The sequence below is a fragment of the Parasynechococcus sp. genome (genome assembly GCF_045559935.1).
Classification (GTDB): Bacteria; Cyanobacteriota; Cyanobacteriia; order PCC-6307; family Cyanobiaceae; genus Parasynechococcus.
The window spans coordinates 42,190-62,506 of the sequence record NZ_JBJLJL010000005.1 but is presented as its reverse complement, the minus strand read 5'-3'; the positions used below and the strand labels follow the sequence as shown (position 1 = coordinate 62,506).

Genomic DNA, 20,317 nt, shown 5'->3' with positions numbered 1-20,317 from the left:
TGAAGGCGGAACTGCAGCAGCAGGGGTATGCGCTGCTGTGCGTGTCGTTCCCCAGGGCTGATCTGATCCTCAAGGCCGGTCAGGAAGATGCCCTCTATGAAGCCCAGTTCGGTCAATACCAGAAGTGAGCGGGCTGTGCCGCGTTGCGCTGGAACGGCCATGGCCCGCTGACGTGGCTCCGCGGCAGCTGCACGGCTGGCTGAAGCAGCAGCTGGAGTTGGAAGGAGAGCCGCTGCGCTGGGCCATCACCGCTGTTCAGACCCTGCCCGACGGGACGCGGCGGCTGCAGCTGGAGGCTGTTCTGCTGGTTGGCCCATGACCGCAGCGCCCATGCCCACGCTGATGCTGGTGCCCACGGGCATCGGCTGTGCCATCGGCGGCTACGCCGGTGACGCGCTGCCCAGTGCCCGGCTGCTGGCCGCCGCCAGCGGTTGCCTGATCACCCACCCGAATGTGTTGAACGGTGCGTCGCTCTACTGGAGCGATCCCCGCATCCATTACGTGGAGGGATATGGCCTGGATCGTTTCGCGGCTGGGGAGTGGCTGTTGCGGCCGGTCCGGCGGCAGCGCATCGGCCTGCTGCTGGATGCCAGCATCGAGCCGGAGCTGGCCCAGCGCCAGATCCAGGTGGCGGAGGCCTGCCGGGCGACGCTGGGGCTGGACATCGGTCCGGTGCTGAGCACCGATGTGCCGCTGGGAGTGCATCTGGAGCAGGGCGCCAGCGGAGCCAGCTGGGGCAGCCTGGAGCGCCCCGATGCGCTGCTGCGGGCGGGCGAGCGTCTGCGAGATGCCGGGGCGACGGCGATCGCCGTGGTGGCCCGTTTCCCCGAGGATCCGCAGAGTGCTCCCCTGGCGGCCTACCGCCAGGGGAGCGGCGTGGATGCCCTGGCGGGAGCGGAAGCGGTGATCAGCCATCTGCTGGTGCGCCACCTGCAGATCCCCTGCGCCCATGCACCCGCCCTGGGGCCGTTGCCTCTGGATCCGCATCTGGATCCCCGCGCCGCCGCCGAAGAGCTGGGGTACACGTTTCTGGCCTGTGTGCTGGTGGGCCTGAGCCGGGCGCCGGACCTGGTGACGGATCTTGTGAAGCCGGCTTGTTGCCGGCAGGCCGATCAGGTGGCTGCCGATCAACTGGGGCGGTGGTGGTGCCGGAAGGGGCGCTCGGCGGCGAGGCGCTGCTGGCCGCTGTGGCGCGGAACGTTCCGGTGATCGCGGTGGCCAATCCCTCGGTGCTGGCGGTGACCCCTCAGGCGCTGGGGCTGGCGGAGGCTGTGCTGCCGGCCGCCAGCTACAGCGAGGCGGCCGGATTGGTGCTGGCCCTGCGCGAGGGGCTGGCCCCGGCGTCGCTGCAGCGGCCGCTGCCCCGGCTGCGCTGATGCCGGGAGGATTCGCCAACCCCACTGCCAGCGATCAGCAGCCTTGTCCCTGCGGCGGAGGGAGCTATGGGCGCTGCTGCGCCCCCATGCACCGCGGCGAGCGTCAGGCTCTGACGGCAGAGCAGCTGATGCGTTCCCGCTATTCCGCCTTTGTGCGCGGAGAGGTCGACTATCTGCTGGCGACCCACCCCGAGCCCGGGCTGCCCGTGGCCTGGCGCCGCCGGGAGTTGCAGCGGAGCTGCCGCCAGCTGCGCTGGCTGGGATTGACGATCCGGGAGGTTCGCGCAGGCGGGCCCCAGGATCTGGAGGGCGTCGTGCGATTCGAGGCGCGTCATCAGGGGGGTGTGTTGCGGGAGACCTCTCTGTTTCAGCGGCGCGACGGTCGCTCCGATGGCGTGTGGCTGTACATCCGCGCCCTCGAAGAACCGCTTGAGTAGCACGATATCGTGCAATTTTGGTGTTTATTTGGTGTAAGTATCGTGCCGCTTCAGCGAAGGCAGGCCATCGGGTGGCGCGGCGGCACCCCCAGGGCCCTGGCCACGCCGGGGTGGCAGACGGCCCCCCTGCACCGTGTTCAGGCCCGACAGCAGCTCCGGTTTCTCAGTCACCGCTTCTTCAAGGCCGCGTCCTGCCATGCCCAGGATGTAAGGGAGGGTGACGCTCACCAGCGCCTCGGTGGAGGTGAACGGCACGGCCCCGGGCATGTTGCCGACGGCGTAGTGCTGCACGCCGTGGATGTTCACGGTTGGATCGGTGTGGGTGGTTTCGCGGCTGGTGGCGACGCAGCCCCCCTGGTCGATCGCCACATCCACAATCACCGACCCCGGCCGCATCTGCTCCACCATCCCTTCATCCACGAGGGTCGGAGCGCGACCGCCGGGGGTGAGCACGGCCCCGATCACCAGGTCTGCCGTCGGCACCAGGCGCTCCAGCAGCCCGCGGCTGCTGACCACGCTCGTCAGCCGGCCGCGGCGGTCCGCCTCCAGCCGTCGCAGCCGAACCGGTGAGCGATCCAGCAGCAGCACCTCGGCGTCCATCGCCGCCGCCAGTCGGGCCGCATTCCAGCCCACCGTGCCGGCCCCCAGCACCACCACCCGGGCGGGCTGCACCCCGGTGCAGCCCCCCATCAGCACCCCGCGGCCCCCCGTGGGGGCGCTCGAGCAGATGGGCTCCCACCTGGGCGGCCAGCCGGCCGGCGATCTCGCTCATCGGCGCCAACAGCGGCAGGCTGCCGTTCTCCAGCTGCACCGTTTCGTAGGCGATGCCGGTGGTGCCGGCGCTCAGCAGCGCTTCACCCACCTCGGGATAGGCGGCCAGATGCAGGTAGGTGAACAGCACCATGTCCTGCCGCAGCAAGCCGAATTCCTCCGGCTGGGGTTCCTTCACCTTCACCACCAGATGGGCGCTCCAGGCCTGGTCTCGGTCGACCACCTGAGCGCCGGCTGCGGCGTAGGCGTCATCGCCGATGCCCGCCCCGGCTCCGGCACCGCTCTCGATGCGCACCTCCAGTCCGTGGCTGGCGAGATCCCGGACGGCATCGGGCGTGAGAGCCACCCGCTGCTCGTCGGCTTTGATCTCCTTCGGCACGCCGATGCTGGCCATCGGGGCGGTCAGAACGGAGGCTGCCATGGACGCGGTGCCCTCAATGGGACGGTCCCTTCAATGTGGCTCAGCGGGCAGCAATCGGCAGCCGCCAACCGCTGCCAAATGCCTGTGGGCTCACTTTCAGCAGCGGTGCAGCCTGTCGCCGCTTGAATTCGGCCCGCTGCAACAGCCGCTGAACCCGCTCCACCAGCTGCGGCTCATGGCCGGCCTCCACCAGCGCCTCAGCGCTGATGCGCTCCTGGATCAGTGCCCGCAGCAGGGCATCGAGTTCGCTGTAGTCGGGCAGCGAGTCACTGTCCTTCTGATCCGGCCGCAGCTCGGCGCTGGGGGGTTTGCCCCGGATCGCCCGTCCCACCAGCTCCCCCTGCGGCGGCAAGCCCAGGTCGCGGCGGCAGGGGCCTGCGGCTTCGCTGTCGAGCCAGTCGCAGAGAGCGAAGACGCTGGTCTTGTACAGATCGCCGATCACCGCCAGGCCGCCGTTCATGTCGCCGTACAGGGTGCAGTACCCCACGGCCAGCTCGGATTTGTTGCCGGTGGTCAGCAACAGCTGCCCCTGCTGGTTGGCCACCGCCATCAGCAGGGTTCCGCGGATGCGTGACTGCAGATTTTCGGCGGTCACCCCCGTCGGTTCCTGGCCCAGGGCCGGGGTGAGGGTGGCGTCAAACCCCTGCATCAGCTCTGCGATCGGCAGGGTGCTGGTGCTGAGCTGCAGGCGGTCCGCCAGGGCCGCCGCGTCATCGATCGAGCCGGCGGAACTCCACGGCGAGGGCATCAGCAGCGCGCTCAGCTGCTCCGCCCCCAGTGCTGCAGCGGCGATCACCGCCACCAGGGCGGAATCGATGCCGCCGCTCAGCCCCAGCAGCGCCTGGCGGAAGCCGCACTTGGCGGCGTAGTCGCGCACGCCGAGCACCAACGCCCGGAACAGCTGCTCCGGCTCCTCCGGCAGCGGCGCCGGGGGCGCGGCCGGGGTGCTGGTGTCCCCAGACCATGACGGTTTCCCGGCAGCTGGGCAGGTTCACAAGGGCCTGGCCATCGGCGGAGAGCACGAAGCTGGCCCCGTCGAACACCAGTTCGTCATTGCCGCCCACCTGATTGAGATACAGCACGGGGCAGTGCAGCCGCCGGGCCGCCTCCGCCGCCAGCTGACGGCGCAAGGCCGGTTTGGCCGGGTCAAAGGGGGACGCCGCCAGGTTGATCAGCAGATCCGGCCGTTCCGGTGCCAGGGCGGCGATCGGATCCGGGCCCACCAGCCGTTCCCGTTGCAGGGCGTCCTCCACCCAGAGGTCTTCACAGATGGTCAGCCCCAGCCGTTCGCCGCTCGACAGGGTCAGCAGACAGGGGCCGTCCCCGGGGCGGAAGTAGCGCCGTTCATCGAAGACGTCGTAGCTGGGCAGCAGCTGCTTGCGGGCCACCGCTCGCCAGCGGCCCGGCTCCACCAGGGCGATGGCGTTGTGCAGTGCAGGAGCGCGTCCGTCGTCGGCTTCCAGGGCGATGCCCACCAGCAGTCCCAGCTCGCCGCTGAGCTGCTGGCTGAGCCAGTCGAGCACCTGCCGCTGCCGGTTCAGGCGGGCCGGTTGCAGCAGCAGATCCCGCGGCGGGTAACCCCACAGCGACAGTTCCGGCGTAAGCAGCAGCCTTGCCCCGTCCCTCTGGGCCTGGTGTGCGGCCTCCAGGATGCGGCGGGCATTGCCGGCCAGATCGCCCACCAGGGGATTGAGTTGGCCGAGGGCGAGGCGCATCAGCAGCGGCTTGGGGTGAGGCCGTAGAGAGTGTGTTCCAGCAGCAGCGGCCAGACGGAGGTCGGCACTTGTCCGGGCTCCGGTGCCTGCCGCAGCTCCGAGCTGGCGCTGGCAGGCACCGTCAGATCGAGAAGATCCATCTGGGCTCCCAGGCTTCTGAGGGCATCGAGCGCGGCCGGTTGCAGCGGCCAGCCCTGGCGGGGGGCGATCGCCAGGCGGCAGAGGCGGAGCCATCGCTCAGCCTGCCGCCAACGGGGGATCTGACCGGCCAGATCGCTGCCCACCACGAAGATCAGATCCCTCCCGGGCCAGAGGGTGTGCGCCCGCTCCAGGGTGGCGAGGGCAAAGGGGCTGCTCAGCTCCTGGCACAGCCTCAGGCGGGGGATCACCGATCTCGTTCACCAGGGCTTGAAGCAGCTGGGCCCGCAGGCGCAAGGGGGCCCCGTGCTGTTTCATCGGGTTGTCGCTGGCCCAGGTGGCCACCTCTCCGTAAAGGCCGAGCAGGCCTTCCAGCAGGGCCTGGTGGCCGCGGGTGGGAGGGTCGGCGCTGGTGCCGAGCAGGGCGATGGGGTCGGCCATGGCGGATCAGGGCAGCAACGGCTGCAGATCGGAGGCCGCGGATGCTGGCCAGCGCTGCAACCAGTGGGCCACCACCGGATCGGCCTGGGCAAGGCGCTGCAGCAGCGCCCCGGGCTGACCACCGCGGCGGCGCAGCAGTTGTTCGGCCACCAGCACGCCGGTGCGGCGGGTGCTGTGCACGGCCACCGCTGCCTGGGCGAGAGCCACCGGCGCCGCTGGCGCCAGGCTGGCTCCGCCGCTGAACGGCACCAGCAGCAGCAGCAGTTGCTTCAGGGCACTCAGACCGAGCTGGACTCCGCCCAGCAGGGCGTTCTGGGCCGTGACCGAGCGCAGCAACCTGCGGGCTGAGGTGGGCGCCATCGGCAGGCCATAGAGCTGGCAGAGCTGCATCACCAGGGCGGTGTCGCAGGCCAGGCCGCCCGCCAGATCGATCGCGATCAGGGGATTCATCGCCACACCGGTGGCCTTGGCGGCGGCGTAGCGCCCGATCAGCCCCTGAGCGGAGCGGCGATGCTGGCGCAGCCGCAGCTGCTGGTGGGCCTGCTGGAAGCGATCCGCCAGCCTCAGGGCAATGCAGGGCGAGCAGCAGCTCCCCTTCCCCCGCTCAGTTGCCGGATCAGACGCTGGCTCAGCGTCGCGATGCGTGGCGGCGCCGGCTCACTGCGGGCGCGGCCTTCCCCATCCAGCACCGGCCGGCGCGGGGCGGCGGCCACGGCGGTGAGGGGCAGCTCCTTGGGCAGACGCTGCTGGATGCTGCGCAGCAGAGCCGGCAGCTCCTGTTCCGACCAGCGGTCACTGCGGTTGAGCACCAGCTGCACCGGTTTGCCGCAGTTCAGCAGGGTGTCGAGGGCGTCGCGGTCGATGCGGGTGAGATCGCTGTCGATCACCAGCAGCACCAGATCGGCGCCCATCGCCACCCGGGTCGCCAGGCGGGCACGCCCGGCGGTTTCGATCTCATCGATGCCGGGGGTGTCGACCAGTTCCACGGCCGCCAGCCCGTCGATCGCCTGGGGCCAGGGGACGGCCCGCTGGCGGCGGGTGCAGCCGTGGGCCACATCGGTGGCCAGCAGCGGCTCGCCGATCAGGGCGTTGATCAGGCTGGACTTGCCGACGCCCACCCGGCCGAAGACGGCCACCCGCAGGGTGCGGCTCTCGAGGCGCTGCAGCTGCCTGTCGAGCTGACGCAGTTCACCCGCCAGCAAGGCCTGCTCACGGGCGCCGAGACACAGCTCATTGCGCCAGCGCTGCAGCAGCTGGCGGCAGCGGACGGTGCTGGAGGGCGGTGTCGGAAGGGCCTGGCTCATCCCCCTCATGCTGCCGGCTTGCGCCACCACCCCGCCAGCACGGCGAGCACCGATTCCGCACCGATCACTCCCACGAAGCCACCGAATTCATCCACCACCACCCGCACACCGCCGCTGTCGCGGCGGAATCCGGTGAGCAGCCGGTCGGCACGGATCATCTCCGGCACGTATTCCACCGGCTCGCACAGATCCACCGGGGTGAGCAGGCCACGGTTCTCAAGCAGGGCGGTGAGCAGCCGCTCGCGGCTGGCCACCCCGAGCACCTTGTCCACCTGATCGCCGAGCACCACCCACCAGTCGGCGTTGTTGCCCAGCAGCACGGTCCGCTGCGCTTCGAGGCTGAGGCTGCCATCGAGGGTCGGTGCCGCCACCCGCGGTGTCATCAGATCGCGGGCGGTGAGGTCGTTCAGCTGAAACACCTTGCCGATCATCGCCGCTTCGTCGGCTTCGATCTGGCCTTTCTGAGAGCCGAGTCTGGCCAGCAGCCGGATCTCCTCTTCATTGGTGGTGATCTCCGCTTCGGCCGTGATCGCCGGCAGCAACCGCTCCAGCAGCAGCACCAGCGGGCTGAGCAGCAGTCCCAGCCAATGCAGCAGCGGCGCGGCCGCCAGGGAAACGGGCAGGGCGAGGCGACTGCCGAGCGCCTTGGGCAGGATTTCCCCCAGCAGCATCACCAGCACGGTGAGGCCCACTGAAAACAGGGGCAAAGCGATGCCGCTGATGCCCCGCTGCTCGAACACCCAGGCGGCGTAACCCCCCAGCATCAGGCTGCCGAAGATGTTGAAGCCGTTGTTGGCGATCACCAGCACCGACAGGGTGCGTCCCAGCCGTTGCCGCAGCTGGGCCAGACGGCGGGCTCCGGCCAGCGGACGGCTGCGGGCCGCCAGTTCATGCACCCGGATCGGGTTGACCGTCAGCAGGGCTGCCTCCACGCCGGAACAGAGGGCTGAGCCGAGCAGCACCACCACCACCAGAAGCAGCAGCACCAGCAGGTCGGAACGCATTGAGGCATGACGTGGCGATCATCGTATCGGCGAAGTCCGATCCGGTCGCTGAACTGCCATCCTGATTGGCCTGAGCAACCGCAGGTGTGATGGCGTTCGACCCCAGCATCCATGCCGTCCGGCGCCAGCGTTTTCTGGAGCATCTGGGGGAGGCGGCAGCCGTGATTCCCGCGGCACCGCTGGCCACCCATCACGCTGACTGCGAGTGGCCGTTCCGGCAGGACAGCGACTTCTTCTACCTGACCGGCTTCGACGAACCCGATGCGGTGGCCCTGCTGCTGCCGCATCGGCCCGAGGGGGAGCGGTTCGTGCTGTTCGTGCAGCCGAAGGACCCTGCCGCTGAGGTGTGGACGGGATTCCGCTGGGGAACGGAGGGGGCTGTCGAGCGATACGGCGCCGACATGGCCTATCCGCTGGATCAGCTCCCGGCCCGGTTGCCCGAGTTTCTGGCCGGTGCCGAGGCGATCGCCTTCCGGGTCGGCCGCCATCCGGCGGTGGAACCGCTGGTGCTCAGCACCTGGGGCCGTCAGCTGGACAGCTATTCCCGCAGCGGAGAGGCCGCCATGGGATTGGTGGCGCCGACGCCGATCCTGCATCGCCTGCGGTTGCGCAAGGAGCCCCATGAGCTGGAGCGGATGCGTCAGGCCTGCGGGATCTCCGCTGAAGCCCATGAGCTGGCCCGGCAGATGACCCGGCCGGGTATGAACGAAGCGGAGGTGCAGGCGGCGATCGAAGCCCATTTCCGCGCCCGCGGGGCCCGTGGACCGGCCTATGGCTCGATCGTGGCCGGCGGCGACAACGCCTGCGTGCTGCACTACACCGCCAACACCGCTCCGCTGCAGGACGGTGACCTGCTGCTGATCGACGCCGGTTGCTCGCTGGAGGACTACTACAACGGCGACATCACCCGCACCTTCCCGGTGAACGGCTGCTTCTCCGGAGAGCAGCGGGAGCTCTACGCCCTGGTGCTGGAGGCCCAGGAAGCCGCGGTGGAGACCGTGCAGCCCCAGGGAACGGCGGAGGCGGTGCACGCCACCGCTCTGCGGGTTCTGGTGGAGGGGCTGGTGGAGCTTGGGCTGTTGGCAGGAGACCCCGACGGGATCATCGAGCGCGGCGACTACCGGCATCTCTACATGCACCGCACCGGCCACTGGCTGGGGCTTGATGTGCACGATGTGGGGGCTTACCGCCTCGGGGAGCAACCCGCGACGCTCGAACCCGGGATGGTGCTCACGGTGGAACCGGGGCTTTATGTGAGCGACCGGTTGGCGGTGCCGGAGGGTCAGCCGGCGATCGACGCGCGCTGGAAGGGCATCGGCATCCGCATCGAGGACGATGTGGCGGTGACCGATGAGGGCCATGAGGTGCTCACGGCTGCGGCCCTCAAAAGCGTGGCGGCCATGGAACGTCAGGCCACCTGAAGCAGGATCCAGAACAGGAAGATCACCAGCTTCATCATTCCCTCGATGCCGGTGAGGCGGGCACGGGGGTTGAGGATCATCAGGGTGAGCACCAGCAGCACCATGTTGAGGGGATCCAGGCCGAGGATCACATCCGTGCCGGTGATGGCTCCCAGCAGCAGCACCGCCGGCACCGTGAGGCTGACGGTGGCCACCACAGAGCCGTAAAGGGTGTTGATCGAGCGCTGCACCTCCCCCTGGGAGGCGGCCCTGATGGCATTGAACGCTTCCGGCGCCAGGATCAGCAGGGCCACCAGCACACCGGCCAGGGAGCTGGGCAGTCCCAGATCGTGGATACCGGTCTCGATCAGGCGGCCCATCGACTCGGCGATCAGACAGACCACCAGCAGCCCCGCCGCCAGCAGAAGCGTCGCCTGGCCCAGCGGCAGGTCGATCGGCGCCTCCGCCTTGCCGCTGCCGGCGTTCCCGTCCTGCGCTCCCTCCACTTCGGTGTAGAGGTCGCGGTAACTGCCGACCTGGGCCGTGATGAACACGATGTAGACACCGAGGGCGACCACGGCGAGCACCGCGTTCTCAGCCGGACTGAAGTTGGCCTCCGATGTGCTGGGGCTGAAGTTCGGAATCACCAGCGCCAGCACGCACATGGTGGTGATCAGGTCGAAGTAGGTGAGGGCTCCGAGCATGTTGGGGGCCGCCAGCTGGCTGGAGTCGAGGCGACCGTTGACGAAGAAGCTGCGGCTGCGCAGGGCGGCGATCACATTGCAGAGGCCTGTGACGCCGGTGAGCGCGATCATCACCACGGAGAACATCGAGTCCCGCGCCAGGGTGGGGTTGGCCTCGCCGGTGAGCATCGTGCTGGCCACCAGGGCCAGTTCGATCGTCATCACCGCCCCGGTGAGCACCAGGGTTCCATAGGGCTGGCCCACCAGTTCGGCCACCCGGTCCGCCTGGGCGGCCACGCTGTTCGACAGCAGCAACACCACGCTGCTCAGCAGCACCAGGCCGGAGAGAACCGTCGCCGTCGGCTGCACGAGCAACCAGGTCATGGTTCCGCCGAGTTCGATCGCAGCCAGGGCTCCCAGGCCGATCAGCAGCGGCAGCAGCAGGGTCAGCAGGCTGCCGGAGCGGTCGCGGCGCGCGGCCGCCTCAGGCATGGGGCAGGTCCTTGATCAACGGCAGCACGCCCCGGCTCGCCTCAAGGATGTGGTCCGCCCCGGCCTGCCGCAGTTGCTCGTGATACGCGGCGCGCTCCGTCACATGCGGTGGTGCCACCGCCAGGCTGCACCAGGGCCAGTCCGGACGCTGCGAGTCGGGCATGGACAACCGTGCGCACGTCGGCCACCGTGTCGCCGAGGTAGGCGATCCGTCCGGGCCGCTCGCCGGCAGCCAGTCGCTCGGCGAGGCGGATCAGGCCGGTCGGATCCGGCTTGTCCGGGGCATCGCCCATGGCGATCAGAGGGGGATCCACCAGCCCCAGCCGTTGCTGCAGCACGAAGCGGGCGGATGGAGGTTCGGCGCCACTCACGAAGCCCCAGCGGATGCCGGCGGCGCTGAGGTCTTCGAACAGCTGCGCTTCCACCAGCAGGGGCTCATCGCCGATGAAGCCACGCCAGTTGCCCGGGTCTCCCTCTGGATCCCCACCGAAGTAGAAGCCGCTGAATCGTTCGATCAGGGCGTCGCGGTCGGGCACGCTGCCACCGCGGCGGCGCAGCAGTTCGAGGCTGGCATCCCAGTCGTTGTTCCAGGACCCCTCGGCCTTGAGCCGGTCGATGTCGCTGGCGTCCGGCCGCCAGCCGCTGTAGTGGGCCACCGTCTCCTGCAGGGCACGGCGGTAGCTGCCCGCCACATCGCGGATCACCCCGTCGATGTCGAACAGCAGGATGGTGAACGAACCCAGGGCCTGCAAGGGAAGAGCGGCTGGTAGGTTAGTTGTTTGTACTGATCTTTTGAGCGCTGACAGCATGACGGTCACCGAAGGCGCCGCCACCCCTGAACAGGACGTCGAGACGGCCGCGGTTGAAACGGCTGCTGTCGAGACGGCCGCTGCTGCGGAGGCAACGACAGAGAAGGAACCGACCGGCGAGAACGAGGGCGAGAGCCGGCCTGTGCTGCGGGGCGGGCATGCCGCGCTGGCATCCGCCACCATCGACGCCGATGGCGTGCCCTCCGGCTACACCCCCAAGGCGGATGAAGGACGCTTCCTCCTGAAGATTCTCTGGTTGCCGGACAACGTCGCCCTGGCGGTCGATCAGATCGTGGGCGGTGGTCCCAGCCCACTGACGTCGTATTTCTTCTGGCCCCGTGAGGATGCCTGGGAGACCCTGAAGACCGAACTCGAAGGCAAGAGCTGGATCACCGACAACGAACGCGTTGAGGTGCTCAACAAGGCCACGGAAGTGATCAACTACTGGCAGGAGGAAGGCAAGGGCAAGAGCCTGGATGAGGCCAAGCTCAAGTTCCCTGATGTCACCTTCTGCGGTACCGCTTGATTCTTTGCAATCAACGTTCTTTCACCGGTCCGCTGTTGCAGTGGACCGGTTTTTTTTGTGCTCTTTTTTGTGCTTGGCATCTTGGCCAATAAAAAACCCCGGAAGCAACGCTCCCGGGGACAAGATCAATGAACGCAAGGACGATCAGCCAGCAACCTTGCTGGCCTGCATGCGGGCGCGGGCGACATTGAGCTGCTGCTGGGCTTTCAGCTTCTCGGGGGATGCGGGCTTCCCTTCCATGCCGGCCACCGCGCTGCTGGCGGACTGGAACTCTGCCTCGGCGGAGTTGCCGTCGATGTTGCTGCCCAGTTCGGCGCCGTTCACCAGAACAGTGACCTCGTCGGCATCCACCTCAGCGAAGCCTCCCATCAGGGCGATGGAACTCCAGCCGCTGTTGGTGCGGACGCGGAGAACACCGACATCAATCGCCGTCAGCAGAGAGATATGGCCGGGCAGGATGCCGAGCTGGCCTGTGGTGCTGGGCAGAATCACTTCATCAGCGCTGCCGTCAAACACGTTCTGGTCCGTGGCCAGAACGCGCAGGGTCAGAGAACCGCTCATCAGTTGGCCTCAGCAGCGATCTTCTCGGCCTTGGCCTTGGCCTGATCGATGTTGCCCACCAGGTAGAAGGCCTGCTCGGGCAGGTGGTCCAGCTCACCGGAGAGGATCTGGTTGAAGCCGGAGATGGTCTCCTCCAGCTTCACGTAAACGCCGGACATGCCGGTGAAGATCTCGGCCACAAAGAAGGGCTGGGAGAGGAACTTCTCCACCTTGCGGGCCCGGTTGACGGTCTGACGGTCCTCCTCGGAGAGTTCGTCGAGACCGAGAATCGCGATGATGTCCTGAAGCTCCTTGTAGCGCTGCAGGGTCGACTGCACAGCGCGGGCGGTGCGGTAGTGGTCATCACCCACAACGGCCGGCTGCAGCATGGTGCTGGTGGAATCCAGGGGATCCACAGCGGGATAGATGCCTTTGGATGCCAGGGCGCGGTTGAGCACCGTGGTGGCGTCCAGGTGGGCGAAGGTGGTGGCGGGAGCGGGGTCGGTGAGGTCGTCAGCAGGGACGTAGACGGCCTGGATCGACGTGATCGAACCTTCCACGGTGGAGGCGACGCGCTCCTGCAGGGCGCCGACGTCGGTGCCGAGGGTGGGCTGGTAGCCCACAGCGGACGGCATGCGGCCCAGCAGAGCGGACACTTCGGAGCCGGCCTGCACGAAGCGGAAGATGTTGTCGACGAACAGCAGCACGTCCTGCTTGTTCACGTCACGGAAGTGCTCCGCCATGGTCAGTGCGGAGAGGCCCACGCGCATGCGGGCGCCGGGGGGCTCGTTCATCTGGCCGTAGCAGAGAGCCACCTTCGACTTGGAGAGGTCGTCGGAGTTGATCACTCCGGACTCCTTGAATTCCTCGTAGAGGTCGTTGCCCTCACGGGTGCGCTCACCCACGCCGCCGAACACGGACACACCACCGTGTTCCTTGGCGATGTTGTTGATCAGTTCCTGAATCAGAACGGTCTTGCCGACACCGGCACCACCGAACAGGCCGACCTTGCCGCCCTGGCGGTAGGGAGCCAGCAGGTCGATCACCTTGATGCCGGTCTCGAACACCCGGGGCTTGGTCTCCAGCTCGGTGAGCTTGGGAGCTTCGCGGTGGATGGGGGCTGTGGCGGAGGCGTTGACGGGGCCCTGCTCGTCAACAGGCTCGCCGAGAACGTTGAAGATGCGGCCGAGAGTGGCTTCTCCGACGGGCACGGTGATCGGGGAGCCGGTGTCGACGGCTTCCATGCCGCGCACCAGACCGTCGGTGCCGCTCATGGCAACGGCGCGGACGCGGTGATCGCCCAGCAGCTGCTGAACCTCGGCGGTCAGAGCGACGTCCTGACCGGCGGTGTTCTTCGCCTCGATGCGCAGAGCGTTGTAGATCTTCGGCAGTTTCCCGGCTGGGAATTCCACGTCCAGAACCGGGCCAATCACCTGGCGAACCACGCCCTTGGTGCCGGCGGATGCAGGAGCAGAAGCGACCATAAGAAGAAGGGATTCGGGAGCAGGCGCAGCGCGCTCGGGCCCATTCGGAGCGGCGCAACCATACCACTGCTGTGGTGGACCCTCCCCGGTTCGGTCACCCGCACAGTCAGGGTGCTGGTGGAGGGGCAGGGCGAATGAATACGTTGGCACTCGTTGGCATCGAGTGCTAGCTCGTGTCGATGTGTGGCGCTGCGGCGCCCTGTCCCTGCCCCTGCAAGAACCCATGGCAGCTGTTTCCCTCAGCGTCTCGACCGTCAAGCCTCTCGGTGATCGCATCTTCATCAAGGTGTCCGCCTCCGAAGAGACCACCGCCGGCGGCATCCTTCTGCCCGACACCGCCCAGGAAAAGCCCCAGGTGGGCGAAGTGGTCCAGGTGGGTCCCGGCAAGCGCAACGACGACGGCAGTCGTCAGGCCCCCGAGGTCGGCGTCGGCGACAAGGTGCTCTACAGCAAGTACGCCGGTACTGACATCAAGCTCAGCGGCGACGAGTACGTGCTCCTGTCCGAGAAGGACATCCTGGCTGTCGTCAGCTGACGCGGTTGTCCGCTGACGCCCAGCACTTTCCGATCACCCCACTTCATTCATAAGGACACGCCTTCCATGGCCAAGCGCATCATTTACAACGAGAACGCCCGCCGCGCTCTCGAAAAAGGCATCGACATCCTGGCCGAGTCCGTTGCCGTGACCCTCGGACCCAAGGGTCGCAACGTCGTGCTGGAGAAGAAGTTCGGCGCTCCTCAGATCATCAATGACGGTGTCACCATCGCCAAGGAGATCGAGCTCGAAGATCACATCGAGAACACCGGTGTCGCCCTGATCCGTCAGGCCGCCTCCAAGACCAACGACGCCGCCGGTGACGGCACCACCACGGCCACCGTTCTGGCCCACGCCATGGTCAAGGCGGGTCTGCGCAACGTGGCTGCCGGTGCGAACGCCATCACCCTCAAGAAGGGCATCGACAAGGCCTCCGATTTCCTGGTCGGCAAGATCAAGGAGCAGGCCAAGCCCATCGCTGACAGCGGTGCCATCGCCCAGGTGGGCACCATCTCCGCCGGCAACGACGAGGAAGTCGGCCAGATGATCGCCGACGCCATGGACAAGGTCGGCAAGGAAGGCGTGATTTCCCTGGAAGAGGGCAAGTCCATGGAGACCGAACTGGAGGTCACCGAGGGCATGCGCTTCGACAAGGGCTACATCTCCCCCTACTTCGCCACCGACACCGAGCGGATGGAAGCGGTGCTCGACGAGCCCTACATCCTCCTCACCGACAAGAAGATCGGCCTGGTGCAGGACCTGGTGCCTGTTCTGGAGCAGATCGCCCGCACCGGCAAGCCCCTGCTGATCATCGCCGAGGACATCGAGAAGGAAGCGCTCGCCACCCTGGTGGTGAACCGCATCCGTGGTGTGCTGAACGTGGCTGCCGTCAAGGCTCCCGGTTTCGGTGACCGCCGCAAGGCCATGCTCGAGGACATGGCGGTGCTGACCAACGGTCAGCTGATCACCGAGGACGCCGGCCTCAAGCTGGAGAACGCCAAGCTGGAGATGCTGGGCACGGCCCGCCGCATCACCATCAACAAGGACACCACCACCATCGTGGCCGAGGGCAACGAGGTGGCTGTCGGCGCCCGCTGCGAGCAGATCAAGAAGCAGATGGATGAGACCGACTCCACCTACGACAAGGAGAAGCTGCAGGAGCGTCTGGCCAAGCTGGCCGGTGGCGTTGCTGTGGTGAAGGTCGGTGCAGCCACCGAGACCGAGATGAAGGACAAGAAGCTTCGTCTTGAGGACGCCATCAACGCCACCAAGGCGGCTGTCGAGGAGGGCATCGTCCCTGGCGGCGGCACCACCCTGGCCCACCTGGCTCCAGCTCTCGAGGAGTGGGCCAACGGCAACCTCTCCGGTGAGGAGCTGATCGGCGCCAACATCGTGGCTGCGGCTCTCACCGCTCCGCTGATGCGCATCGCTGAAAATGCCGGCGCCAACGGCGCCGTCGTGGCCGAGAACGTCAAGTCCCGCTCCATCAGCGAGGGCTACAACGCTGCCACCGGTGATTACGTCGACATGCTGGCTGCCGGCATCGTCGATCCCGCCAAGGTGACCCGCTCCGGTCTGCAGAATGCCGCCTCCATCGCCGGCATGGTGCTGACCACCGAGTGCATCGTGGCTGACCTGCCCGAGAAGAAGGACGCAGCTCCCGCCGGCGGCGGCATGGGCGGCGGCGACTTCGACTACTGATCCAGTCGATCAACCTGGTGATCATCCGGCCCCCGCTTCTGCGGGGGCTTTTTTCATGGCTGCGGCCGTCAGCGCCAGCCCGTGGGCACGCGTGGGCCGAACCGTCGGCGGGCCCAGTCGTAGGTGGGGGCGAAGAAGGCGCGCATGTCGTTCAACACCGCATCCAGCCCCTCCACTGTTTCGCTCTGCTTGGGTGAGGCATGCACGACGCGGCTGAACTGAGGCGTCAGGGCAGGAGCCTCGAGAAAGTCGGTGAGCCGGTTGATCTCGCTCTGTTGGAACAATGTTTCGTAGAAGCCGTAGAAGATCTCCTCCGAGGAAAAGACCGCCTCGAGGGTCTCGGCCATCTGCTCGTAGGTGGTGCGCGACCGGCAGTTGGGTTTGCGGTAGAAGCTGCGCAGCTGGCTCACTTCCTGCTCGGCTGTGACTCTGGCTGCGTTCTGCCGTTCATGCCGCAGCCGGTTGCGCATGCGCAGTTGTGACCAGGCCCGTTCGACGGGATCGCGCATCAGCAGGATCACCCGGATCGTGAATCCCCGGGCTGTCAGCCCTTCGCGGATGAGCTCGAAGCTGCTCTGAGGAAGCATCGAGTAGGCCGGGGTGATATCGCCGACATGGGTGACTGCGGCCTCCCGCAGATGCAGGTAGTCGAAATGGTCGAAGTACAGCTCCGGTGAGAGGCGCATCGCCTCCTGCAACCGGATCAGGTCCAGCTTTCCCTTGCGGCGTCGCCGGATCATGGCCTTCGCCGGATTGTTCCTGCGCTGGGCGACCAGCTTGTTGAACACGTGGAATTCCTTGATCCCGCCGTTGCTGAACCAGGAGGTCCCCGACAGTTCCGACTCCAGCCAGGTGGTGCCGCATTTCTGGGCTCCCACCCCGAGCAGGAAGATCTTGCCGGCTTCGCAGCGGCTCAACCCAGCCAGCCGGCGCTGAGGATCACGGCGAGGCTCAGGAACACCGCCAGGCAGGTCCAGGTGGCGCGGTTAAGCGTGGCTTCGGCGCTGCTGGCGCTGCTGAACATCGAGCTGCCGCTCGCCGCCAGCCCGCCCATGCCGCCCCCTTTGGGACTGTGCAGCAGCACGAGAAGGATGAGCAGCAGGCCGGTGCCGATCCAGGTCCAGGACAGAATCGTGATGAGCATCGCGTTCAGACGGTCAGGGGGAGACGGGCGGAGATGGCGTCGCGGTCGACCCCAGCCATCGGCTCGATCAGGCTGCGGCCTGTCATCGCTTCCGGTTGAGGCAGGCTGAGGATCTCCAGCAGGGTGGGGGCAATGTCGGCCAGGCCACCATCACCGCGCAGCTGGATGGAATTGCCATGGCCGGGCAGCTTGCGCCGTTCCCCCTCCACCAGGATCACCGGTACCGGGTTGGTGGTGTGGGCGGTCCAGGCGGCACCGTCAGGACCCTGCATCAGTTCGGCGTTGCCGTGATCAGCGGTGATCAGCATCGTTCCTCCCATGCGGCCCACGGCGTCGAGCAGACGGCCGATGCAGCGATCCACCGTGGCGATCGCTTCGGTGGCGGCTTCCATCACGCCGGTGTGCCCCACCATGTCGGGGTTGGCGTAGTTGATCACCACCAGGGTGTAGATCCCCTTCTCGATGGCGGTGACGCAGCTGTCGGTGAGTTGATCGGCGGACATCGCCGGTGAGAGGTCATAGGTGGCCACCCGGGGGGAGGGCACCAGGTGGCGATCCTCACCCGCCAGCGGTTTCTCGATGCCCCCGTTCATGAAATAGGTGACGTGGGGGTATTTCTCCGTTTCAGCCGTGCGGTACTGGCGCAGCCCCTGGCCGGCCACCACCTGACCCAGCAGGTCGTCGAGGGGCTCGGGGGGGAAGGCCACCACCACGGGCAGGTCCTGCTCCACCTGGGTGAAGGTGACCACATCGAGCTTCGGGGTGTGGCGGCGCTGGAAGCCGTCGTGGGAGGGCAGACACAGGGTCTGAACAATCTGACGGGCGCGGTCGGGGCGGAAGTTGAAGAGCAGCACGGCATCACCGTCCTGCATCACCACGTCCTGCAGGCGCACAGGCTCGAGGAATTCATCGGTGGTTCCGCCGGCATAGCTGGCGCTGAGCACCTGTTCCGGGCTGCTGTCGGTCCGAGGGCGATCGGGATCGGTGTAAAGGTCGTAGGCCTTTTCCGTGCGCTCCCAGCGCTTGTCCCGGTCCATGGCCCAGTAACGGCCGCAGAGGCTGGCGACGACCCCGACACCCGCGGCGTCGATCGCCGCCTGCACCTGGTTGATGTACCCCAGAGCGCTCTGAGTGGGCGTGTCGCGGCCGTCGGTGATGGCGTGAATCGCCAGGCGGCTGATGCCGCTGTCGGCGGCCCAGCGAATCAGGCCGCAGAGGTGATCCACATGGCTGTGCACTCCACCGTCGGAGCAGAGACCGAGAAGATGCAGGGTGCCGCCGTTGCTCTTCACCCGCTCGGCGAGCTCCTTCAGGGCCGGGGTGTGACGAAGCTGGTCATCGCGAACGGTGTCGCTGATGCGCACCAGTTCCTGGCGGATGATCCGGCCGGCACCGATGGTGAGGTGCCCCACCTCGGAATTGCCCATCTGCTGGTCCGGCAGTCCGACGTGGGAACCGCTGGCCTGGATCAGAGTGCTGGGATAGGCATGGCGGAGGGCCTCCATCACCGGCGTCTCAGCCGAGCGGATGGCGTTGTTGTCGGAGTCCTCCCGATGGCCCCAGCCATCAAGAATGGTGAGGACCACCGGAGCGACTGTTCCGGTCTGGCCTGAACCGCTGGTAGAGCTTTTGTTCACGTTCACCCGTGACGGTGGGTTCTTAAGACCTTTTGCAGAATCAACCTAACGCTCCATCCGTCTGCAGGCCTCACTTTCCCGGATTCACCACAACGTCACCGTTTCATGTCTTCCACGGCCGACAACGAACGGATCGAGATTTTTTCCGAGCGGGAGCTGGGGCGGACCCTGGCACGGCTGGCCACGCAGATCCTGGAGACGGTGGAGGACAGCCGCACCCTGATGCTGCTGGGGATTCCCACCCGCGGCGTCCAGCTCTCCCGTGTGCTGGCCCGCGAGCTGGAGCGGCTCAGTGGCCATGCCATCGCCCAGGGCGCGATCGATCCCACGTTCCATCGGGATGATCTGGAGCGGATCGGCACCCGTCTGCCCCAGCTCACCACCCTGCCCAGCAGCGTTGAGGATCGCCAGGTGGTTCTGGTGGACGATGTGATCTTCACCGGACGGACGGTGCGGGCGTCCCTGGAGGCGTTGCAGAACTGGGGACGTCCGCAGCGGGTGATGCTGCTGGCGCTCGTCGACCGGGGCCACCGCGAGCTGCCGATTCAGCCCGATTTCTGCGGTCGGGTCGTGCCCACCCGACGCAGCGAGACGATCGAGCTGCGGTTGCGGGATGTGGACGGGGAAGAAGGGGTGTTCCTGCGGCGGCTCAGCCGGCCGACTTGAGCTCGTCGGCGCGGAAGTGGGCCTTGTAGCGACCGAAGGCCACGATCACCGGAAGCGTCGGGCTGATCACTCGCCCCTTCCAGTCGTTCAGCACATTCACCACATCGCCGCTCTGGCCCTGCATGTCGAAGGCCTCGCCGCGATGTTCAGGGTGGTTGAAGACCACGACCGATGTGTCGACCGTCACCTTGTCTCCCACCTGCATGGTCGTCGCGTCGTCAGTTCGTGCATTTTGTCACGGTCCCTCCGCAGGGCGTCGCAGGCAGAAGCTCTCCGGTCCGTCCTCCTCCACGGCTCCGCCCAGGTTGCTGCAGCTTTCCTGGAACGCTTCCCAGGGATCCATGCCGCTCACGAGGCGGTCGCGCACCGCTTCATCGAGTTCGGCGCCGGCGATCACATCGGGATCGGAAGCGCCATGCTGCTGGTGTTCCTGGGTGCTGCGCAGGGCGTTGATGGCGCTTTCGATCGTGCGCCGGCTGCCGCTGGCCTGGTCCTGCCACCAAGGGTGATCGAGACGGTTGAGGCTGTCGAGGGCTTCCCACCAGCGTTGATCGGCCATCAGCTGCTCCAGCCGATCGTTCTCGAGACGGTTGCGGTTCCAGACCTCCTGCAGTTGCTCACCCAGGCGTCCGCTGCCGGCGGGCCTGCCCTGGTCGAGGGGGGCCAGCAGAGCGATGGCCGACTCCAGCTCGCCGTCGCGGAACAGCTCCAGTGCCTGTTCACGCAGGTCGTCGCGCCAGCGGTTCAGGGTCTTGCGATCCAGGCTTGCATCGCCGTGGCCGGACTGCACCAGCTGCTGCTGCAGGGCGAGGGCAGCGTGACGCTCGCCCCGATCCCACAACCGCTGAGCCTGCTCACGGCGGCAGAGGGCCTGTTCCTCCGGAGCACCCTTCCCCAGCCAGCGCAGGGCTGCCAACTGCTCGCTGTAGCGCAGGCAGGCGTTCAGATCACCATCACGGGAAGCCTGTCGAAGCTTTCCGGGCAGCTGACCCTCCCACCAGTACGCACCGGCCGCAATGGCCATCACGACACCGGCGGTGGCAACGACCCAGAGCCGAAGCAGCAGGTGGCGTCGGGGCGCCAAGGATCTCAA

The 20,317-nt window shown here is 67.3% G+C and carries 16 protein-coding genes and 7 pseudogenes; 9 read left to right on the top strand and 14 right to left on the bottom strand.

Features of this window, described 5'->3' with window-relative positions; genetic code table 11:
* The 4 genes and pseudogenes from ACJ0G7_RS02650 to ACJ0G7_RS02635 form a co-directional block, all read left to right on the top strand.
* Positions 1 to 128, top strand: a pseudogene (locus ACJ0G7_RS02650) (ferredoxin); the annotation flags it as partial.
* A 44-nt stretch (positions 129 to 172) separates the two neighbouring features.
* Positions 173 to 319 (top strand): hypothetical protein, encoded by a 147-nt coding sequence (locus ACJ0G7_RS02645; protein WP_407395105.1) that lies wholly within the window; start codon positions 173 to 175, stop codon positions 317 to 319.
* Positions 316 to 1,376, top strand: a pseudogene (locus ACJ0G7_RS02640) (DUF3326 domain-containing protein). The gene ACJ0G7_RS02645 and the pseudogene ACJ0G7_RS02640 overlap by 4 nt, the downstream one beginning before the upstream one ends.
* Positions 1,377 to 1,462: 86 nt before the next feature.
* Complete coding sequence (locus ACJ0G7_RS02635; protein ID WP_407395104.1) at positions 1,463 to 1,813, top strand: YchJ family protein; 351 nt, start codon at positions 1,463 to 1,465, stop codon at positions 1,811 to 1,813.
* A 50-nt stretch (positions 1,814 to 1,863) separates the two neighbouring features.
* On the opposite strand, the pseudogene ald reads toward ACJ0G7_RS02635, so the two are convergent.
* The 5 genes and pseudogenes from ald to ACJ0G7_RS02610 all read right to left on the bottom strand — a co-directional run bounded on the left by ald (position 1,864) and on the right by ACJ0G7_RS02610 (position 7,607).
* A pseudogene (gene ald, locus ACJ0G7_RS02630) lies at positions 1,864 to 3,005 on the bottom strand (alanine dehydrogenase).
* A gap of 40 nt (positions 3,006 to 3,045) precedes the next feature.
* Positions 3,046 to 4,720: pseudogene (locus ACJ0G7_RS02625) on the bottom strand (NAD+ synthase).
* Positions 4,720 to 5,299, bottom strand: a pseudogene (locus tag ACJ0G7_RS02620) (nicotinate-nucleotide adenylyltransferase). Before ACJ0G7_RS02620 ends, ACJ0G7_RS02625 begins: the two co-directional pseudogenes overlap by 1 nt.
* Before the next feature lie 6 nt (positions 5,300 to 5,305).
* Positions 5,306 to 6,612: pseudogene (locus ACJ0G7_RS02615) on the bottom strand (GTP-binding protein).
* Positions 6,609 to 7,607, bottom strand: a complete 999-nt coding sequence (locus ACJ0G7_RS02610; protein ID WP_043692663.1) for a CNNM domain-containing protein — start codon at positions 7,605 to 7,607, stop codon at positions 6,609 to 6,611. The pseudogene ACJ0G7_RS02615 and the gene ACJ0G7_RS02610 overlap by 4 nt, the downstream one beginning before the upstream one ends.
* Before the next feature lie 89 nt (positions 7,608 to 7,696).
* On the opposite strand from ACJ0G7_RS02610, the gene ACJ0G7_RS02605 reads away from it, so the two are divergent.
* Complete coding sequence (locus ACJ0G7_RS02605) at positions 7,697 to 9,028, top strand: aminopeptidase P N-terminal domain-containing protein (RefSeq protein ID WP_407395103.1); 1,332 nt, start codon at positions 7,697 to 7,699, stop codon at positions 9,026 to 9,028.
* On the opposite strand, the gene ACJ0G7_RS02600 is transcribed toward ACJ0G7_RS02605, so the two are convergent.
* Positions 9,016 to 10,182 (bottom strand): calcium:proton antiporter, encoded by a 1,167-nt coding sequence (locus ACJ0G7_RS02600; protein WP_052378181.1) that lies wholly within the window; start codon positions 10,180 to 10,182, stop codon positions 9,016 to 9,018. The genes ACJ0G7_RS02605 and ACJ0G7_RS02600 overlap by 13 nt on opposite strands.
* Positions 10,175 to 10,886: pseudogene (locus ACJ0G7_RS02595) on the bottom strand (TIGR01548 family HAD-type hydrolase). Before ACJ0G7_RS02595 ends, ACJ0G7_RS02600 begins: the two are co-directional and overlap by 8 nt.
* Before the next feature lie 103 nt (positions 10,887 to 10,989).
* On the opposite strand from ACJ0G7_RS02595, the gene ACJ0G7_RS02590 reads away from it, so the two are divergent.
* Positions 10,990 to 11,517: a 30S ribosomal protein PSRP-3 gene (locus ACJ0G7_RS02590; RefSeq protein WP_043692658.1), complete on the top strand. Its 528-nt coding sequence runs from the start codon at positions 10,990 to 10,992 to the stop codon at positions 11,515 to 11,517.
* 144 nt (positions 11,518 to 11,661) lie between these two features.
* On the opposite strand, the gene atpC is transcribed toward ACJ0G7_RS02590, so the two are convergent.
* Both atpC and atpD read right to left on the bottom strand, forming a co-directional pair.
* Positions 11,662 to 12,078 carry an ATP synthase F1 subunit epsilon gene (atpC, locus tag ACJ0G7_RS02585; RefSeq protein ID WP_043692655.1) on the bottom strand — a complete coding sequence of 139 codons (417 nt, stop codon included), beginning with the start codon at positions 12,076 to 12,078 and terminating at the stop codon, positions 11,662 to 11,664.
* Positions 12,078 to 13,541, bottom strand: a complete 1,464-nt coding sequence (atpD, locus tag ACJ0G7_RS02580) for a F0F1 ATP synthase subunit beta (RefSeq protein WP_043692652.1) — start codon at positions 13,539 to 13,541, stop codon at positions 12,078 to 12,080. Before atpD ends, atpC begins: the two co-directional genes overlap by 1 nt.
* Before the next feature lie 223 nt (positions 13,542 to 13,764).
* Between atpD and groES the strand changes: the two genes are divergently transcribed.
* Positions 13,765 to 14,076, top strand: a complete 312-nt coding sequence (groES, locus tag ACJ0G7_RS02575; RefSeq protein WP_043696901.1) for a co-chaperone GroES — start codon at positions 13,765 to 13,767, stop codon at positions 14,074 to 14,076.
* 66 nt (positions 14,077 to 14,142) lie between these two features.
* Positions 14,143 to 15,777 carry a chaperonin GroEL gene (gene groL, locus ACJ0G7_RS02570; RefSeq protein WP_043692649.1) on the top strand — a complete coding sequence of 545 codons (1,635 nt, stop codon included), beginning with the start codon at positions 14,143 to 14,145 and terminating at the stop codon, positions 15,775 to 15,777.
* Positions 15,778 to 15,845: 68 nt separating this feature from the next.
* Here the strand turns inward: groL and ACJ0G7_RS02565 are convergent, their stop codons facing one another.
* Genes ACJ0G7_RS02565 through gpmI form a run of 3 tightly spaced genes read right to left on the bottom strand, consistent with a single transcriptional unit; the run spans position 15,846 to position 18,564 of the window.
* Positions 15,846 to 16,694: a sulfotransferase domain-containing protein gene (locus ACJ0G7_RS02565; protein ID WP_407395102.1), complete on the bottom strand. Its 849-nt coding sequence runs from the start codon at positions 16,692 to 16,694 to the stop codon at positions 15,846 to 15,848.
* A complete protein-coding gene (gene secG / locus ACJ0G7_RS02560; RefSeq protein ID WP_043692642.1) occupies positions 16,691 to 16,921 on the bottom strand; it encodes a preprotein translocase subunit SecG in 231 nt (76 codons plus the stop codon). Before secG ends, ACJ0G7_RS02565 begins: the two co-directional genes overlap by 4 nt.
* 5 nt (positions 16,922 to 16,926) lie before the next feature.
* The gene (gene gpmI / locus ACJ0G7_RS02555; RefSeq protein WP_407395101.1) at positions 16,927 to 18,564 is read right to left on the bottom strand and encodes a 2,3-bisphosphoglycerate-independent phosphoglycerate mutase; all 1,638 of its coding nucleotides are present in this window, start codon (positions 18,562 to 18,564) and stop codon (positions 16,927 to 16,929) included.
* Positions 18,565 to 18,663: 99 nt separating this feature from the next.
* Here gpmI and pyrR point away from each other — a divergent pair, with 99 nt between their 5' ends.
* The gene (pyrR, locus tag ACJ0G7_RS02550; protein ID WP_043692637.1) at positions 18,664 to 19,224 is read left to right on the top strand and encodes a bifunctional pyr operon transcriptional regulator/uracil phosphoribosyltransferase PyrR; all 561 of its coding nucleotides are present in this window, start codon (positions 18,664 to 18,666) and stop codon (positions 19,222 to 19,224) included.
* On the opposite strand, the gene ACJ0G7_RS02545 is transcribed toward pyrR, so the two are convergent.
* Together ACJ0G7_RS02545 and ACJ0G7_RS02540 are read right to left on the bottom strand one after the other, a co-directional pair.
* Positions 19,208 to 19,429, bottom strand: coding sequence for a ferredoxin-thioredoxin reductase variable chain (locus ACJ0G7_RS02545; RefSeq protein ID WP_043692634.1), 222 nt, complete (start codon positions 19,427 to 19,429; stop codon positions 19,208 to 19,210). The genes pyrR and ACJ0G7_RS02545 overlap by 17 nt on opposite strands.
* A gap of 30 nt (positions 19,430 to 19,459) precedes the next feature.
* Positions 19,460 to 20,308 (bottom strand): hypothetical protein, encoded by an 849-nt coding sequence (locus ACJ0G7_RS02540; RefSeq protein WP_043692632.1) that lies wholly within the window; start codon positions 20,306 to 20,308, stop codon positions 19,460 to 19,462.
* Positions 20,309 to 20,317 lie beyond the last annotated feature (9 nt).

Coding starts and splice junctions, on each gene's coding strand:
- ACJ0G7_RS02635 (WP_407395104.1), top strand. CDS start 1,463: ATGCACCGCGGCGAGCGTCAGGCTCTGACGGCAGAGCAGCTGATGCGT.
- ACJ0G7_RS02610 (WP_043692663.1), bottom strand. CDS start 7,607: ATGCGTTCCGACCTGCTGGTGCTGCTGCTTCTGGTGGTGGTGGTGCTG.
- ACJ0G7_RS02605 (WP_407395103.1), top strand. CDS start 7,697: ATGGCGTTCGACCCCAGCATCCATGCCGTCCGGCGCCAGCGTTTTCTG.
- ACJ0G7_RS02600 (WP_052378181.1), bottom strand. CDS start 10,182: ATGCCTGAGGCGGCCGCGCGCCGCGACCGCTCCGGCAGCCTGCTGACC.
- ACJ0G7_RS02590 (WP_043692658.1), top strand. CDS start 10,990: ATGACGGTCACCGAAGGCGCCGCCACCCCTGAACAGGACGTCGAGACG.
- atpC (WP_043692655.1), bottom strand. CDS start 12,078: ATGAGCGGTTCTCTGACCCTGCGCGTTCTGGCCACGGACCAGAACGTG.
- atpD (WP_043692652.1), bottom strand. CDS start 13,541: ATGGTCGCTTCTGCTCCTGCATCCGCCGGCACCAAGGGCGTGGTTCGC.
- groES (WP_043696901.1), top strand. CDS start 13,765: ATGGCAGCTGTTTCCCTCAGCGTCTCGACCGTCAAGCCTCTCGGTGAT.
- groL (WP_043692649.1), top strand. CDS start 14,143: ATGGCCAAGCGCATCATTTACAACGAGAACGCCCGCCGCGCTCTCGAA.
- secG (WP_043692642.1), bottom strand. CDS start 16,921: ATGCTCATCACGATTCTGTCCTGGACCTGGATCGGCACCGGCCTGCTG.
- pyrR (WP_043692637.1), top strand. CDS start 18,664: ATGTCTTCCACGGCCGACAACGAACGGATCGAGATTTTTTCCGAGCGG.
- ACJ0G7_RS02545 (WP_043692634.1), bottom strand. CDS start 19,429: ATGCAGGTGGGAGACAAGGTGACGGTCGACACATCGGTCGTGGTCTTC.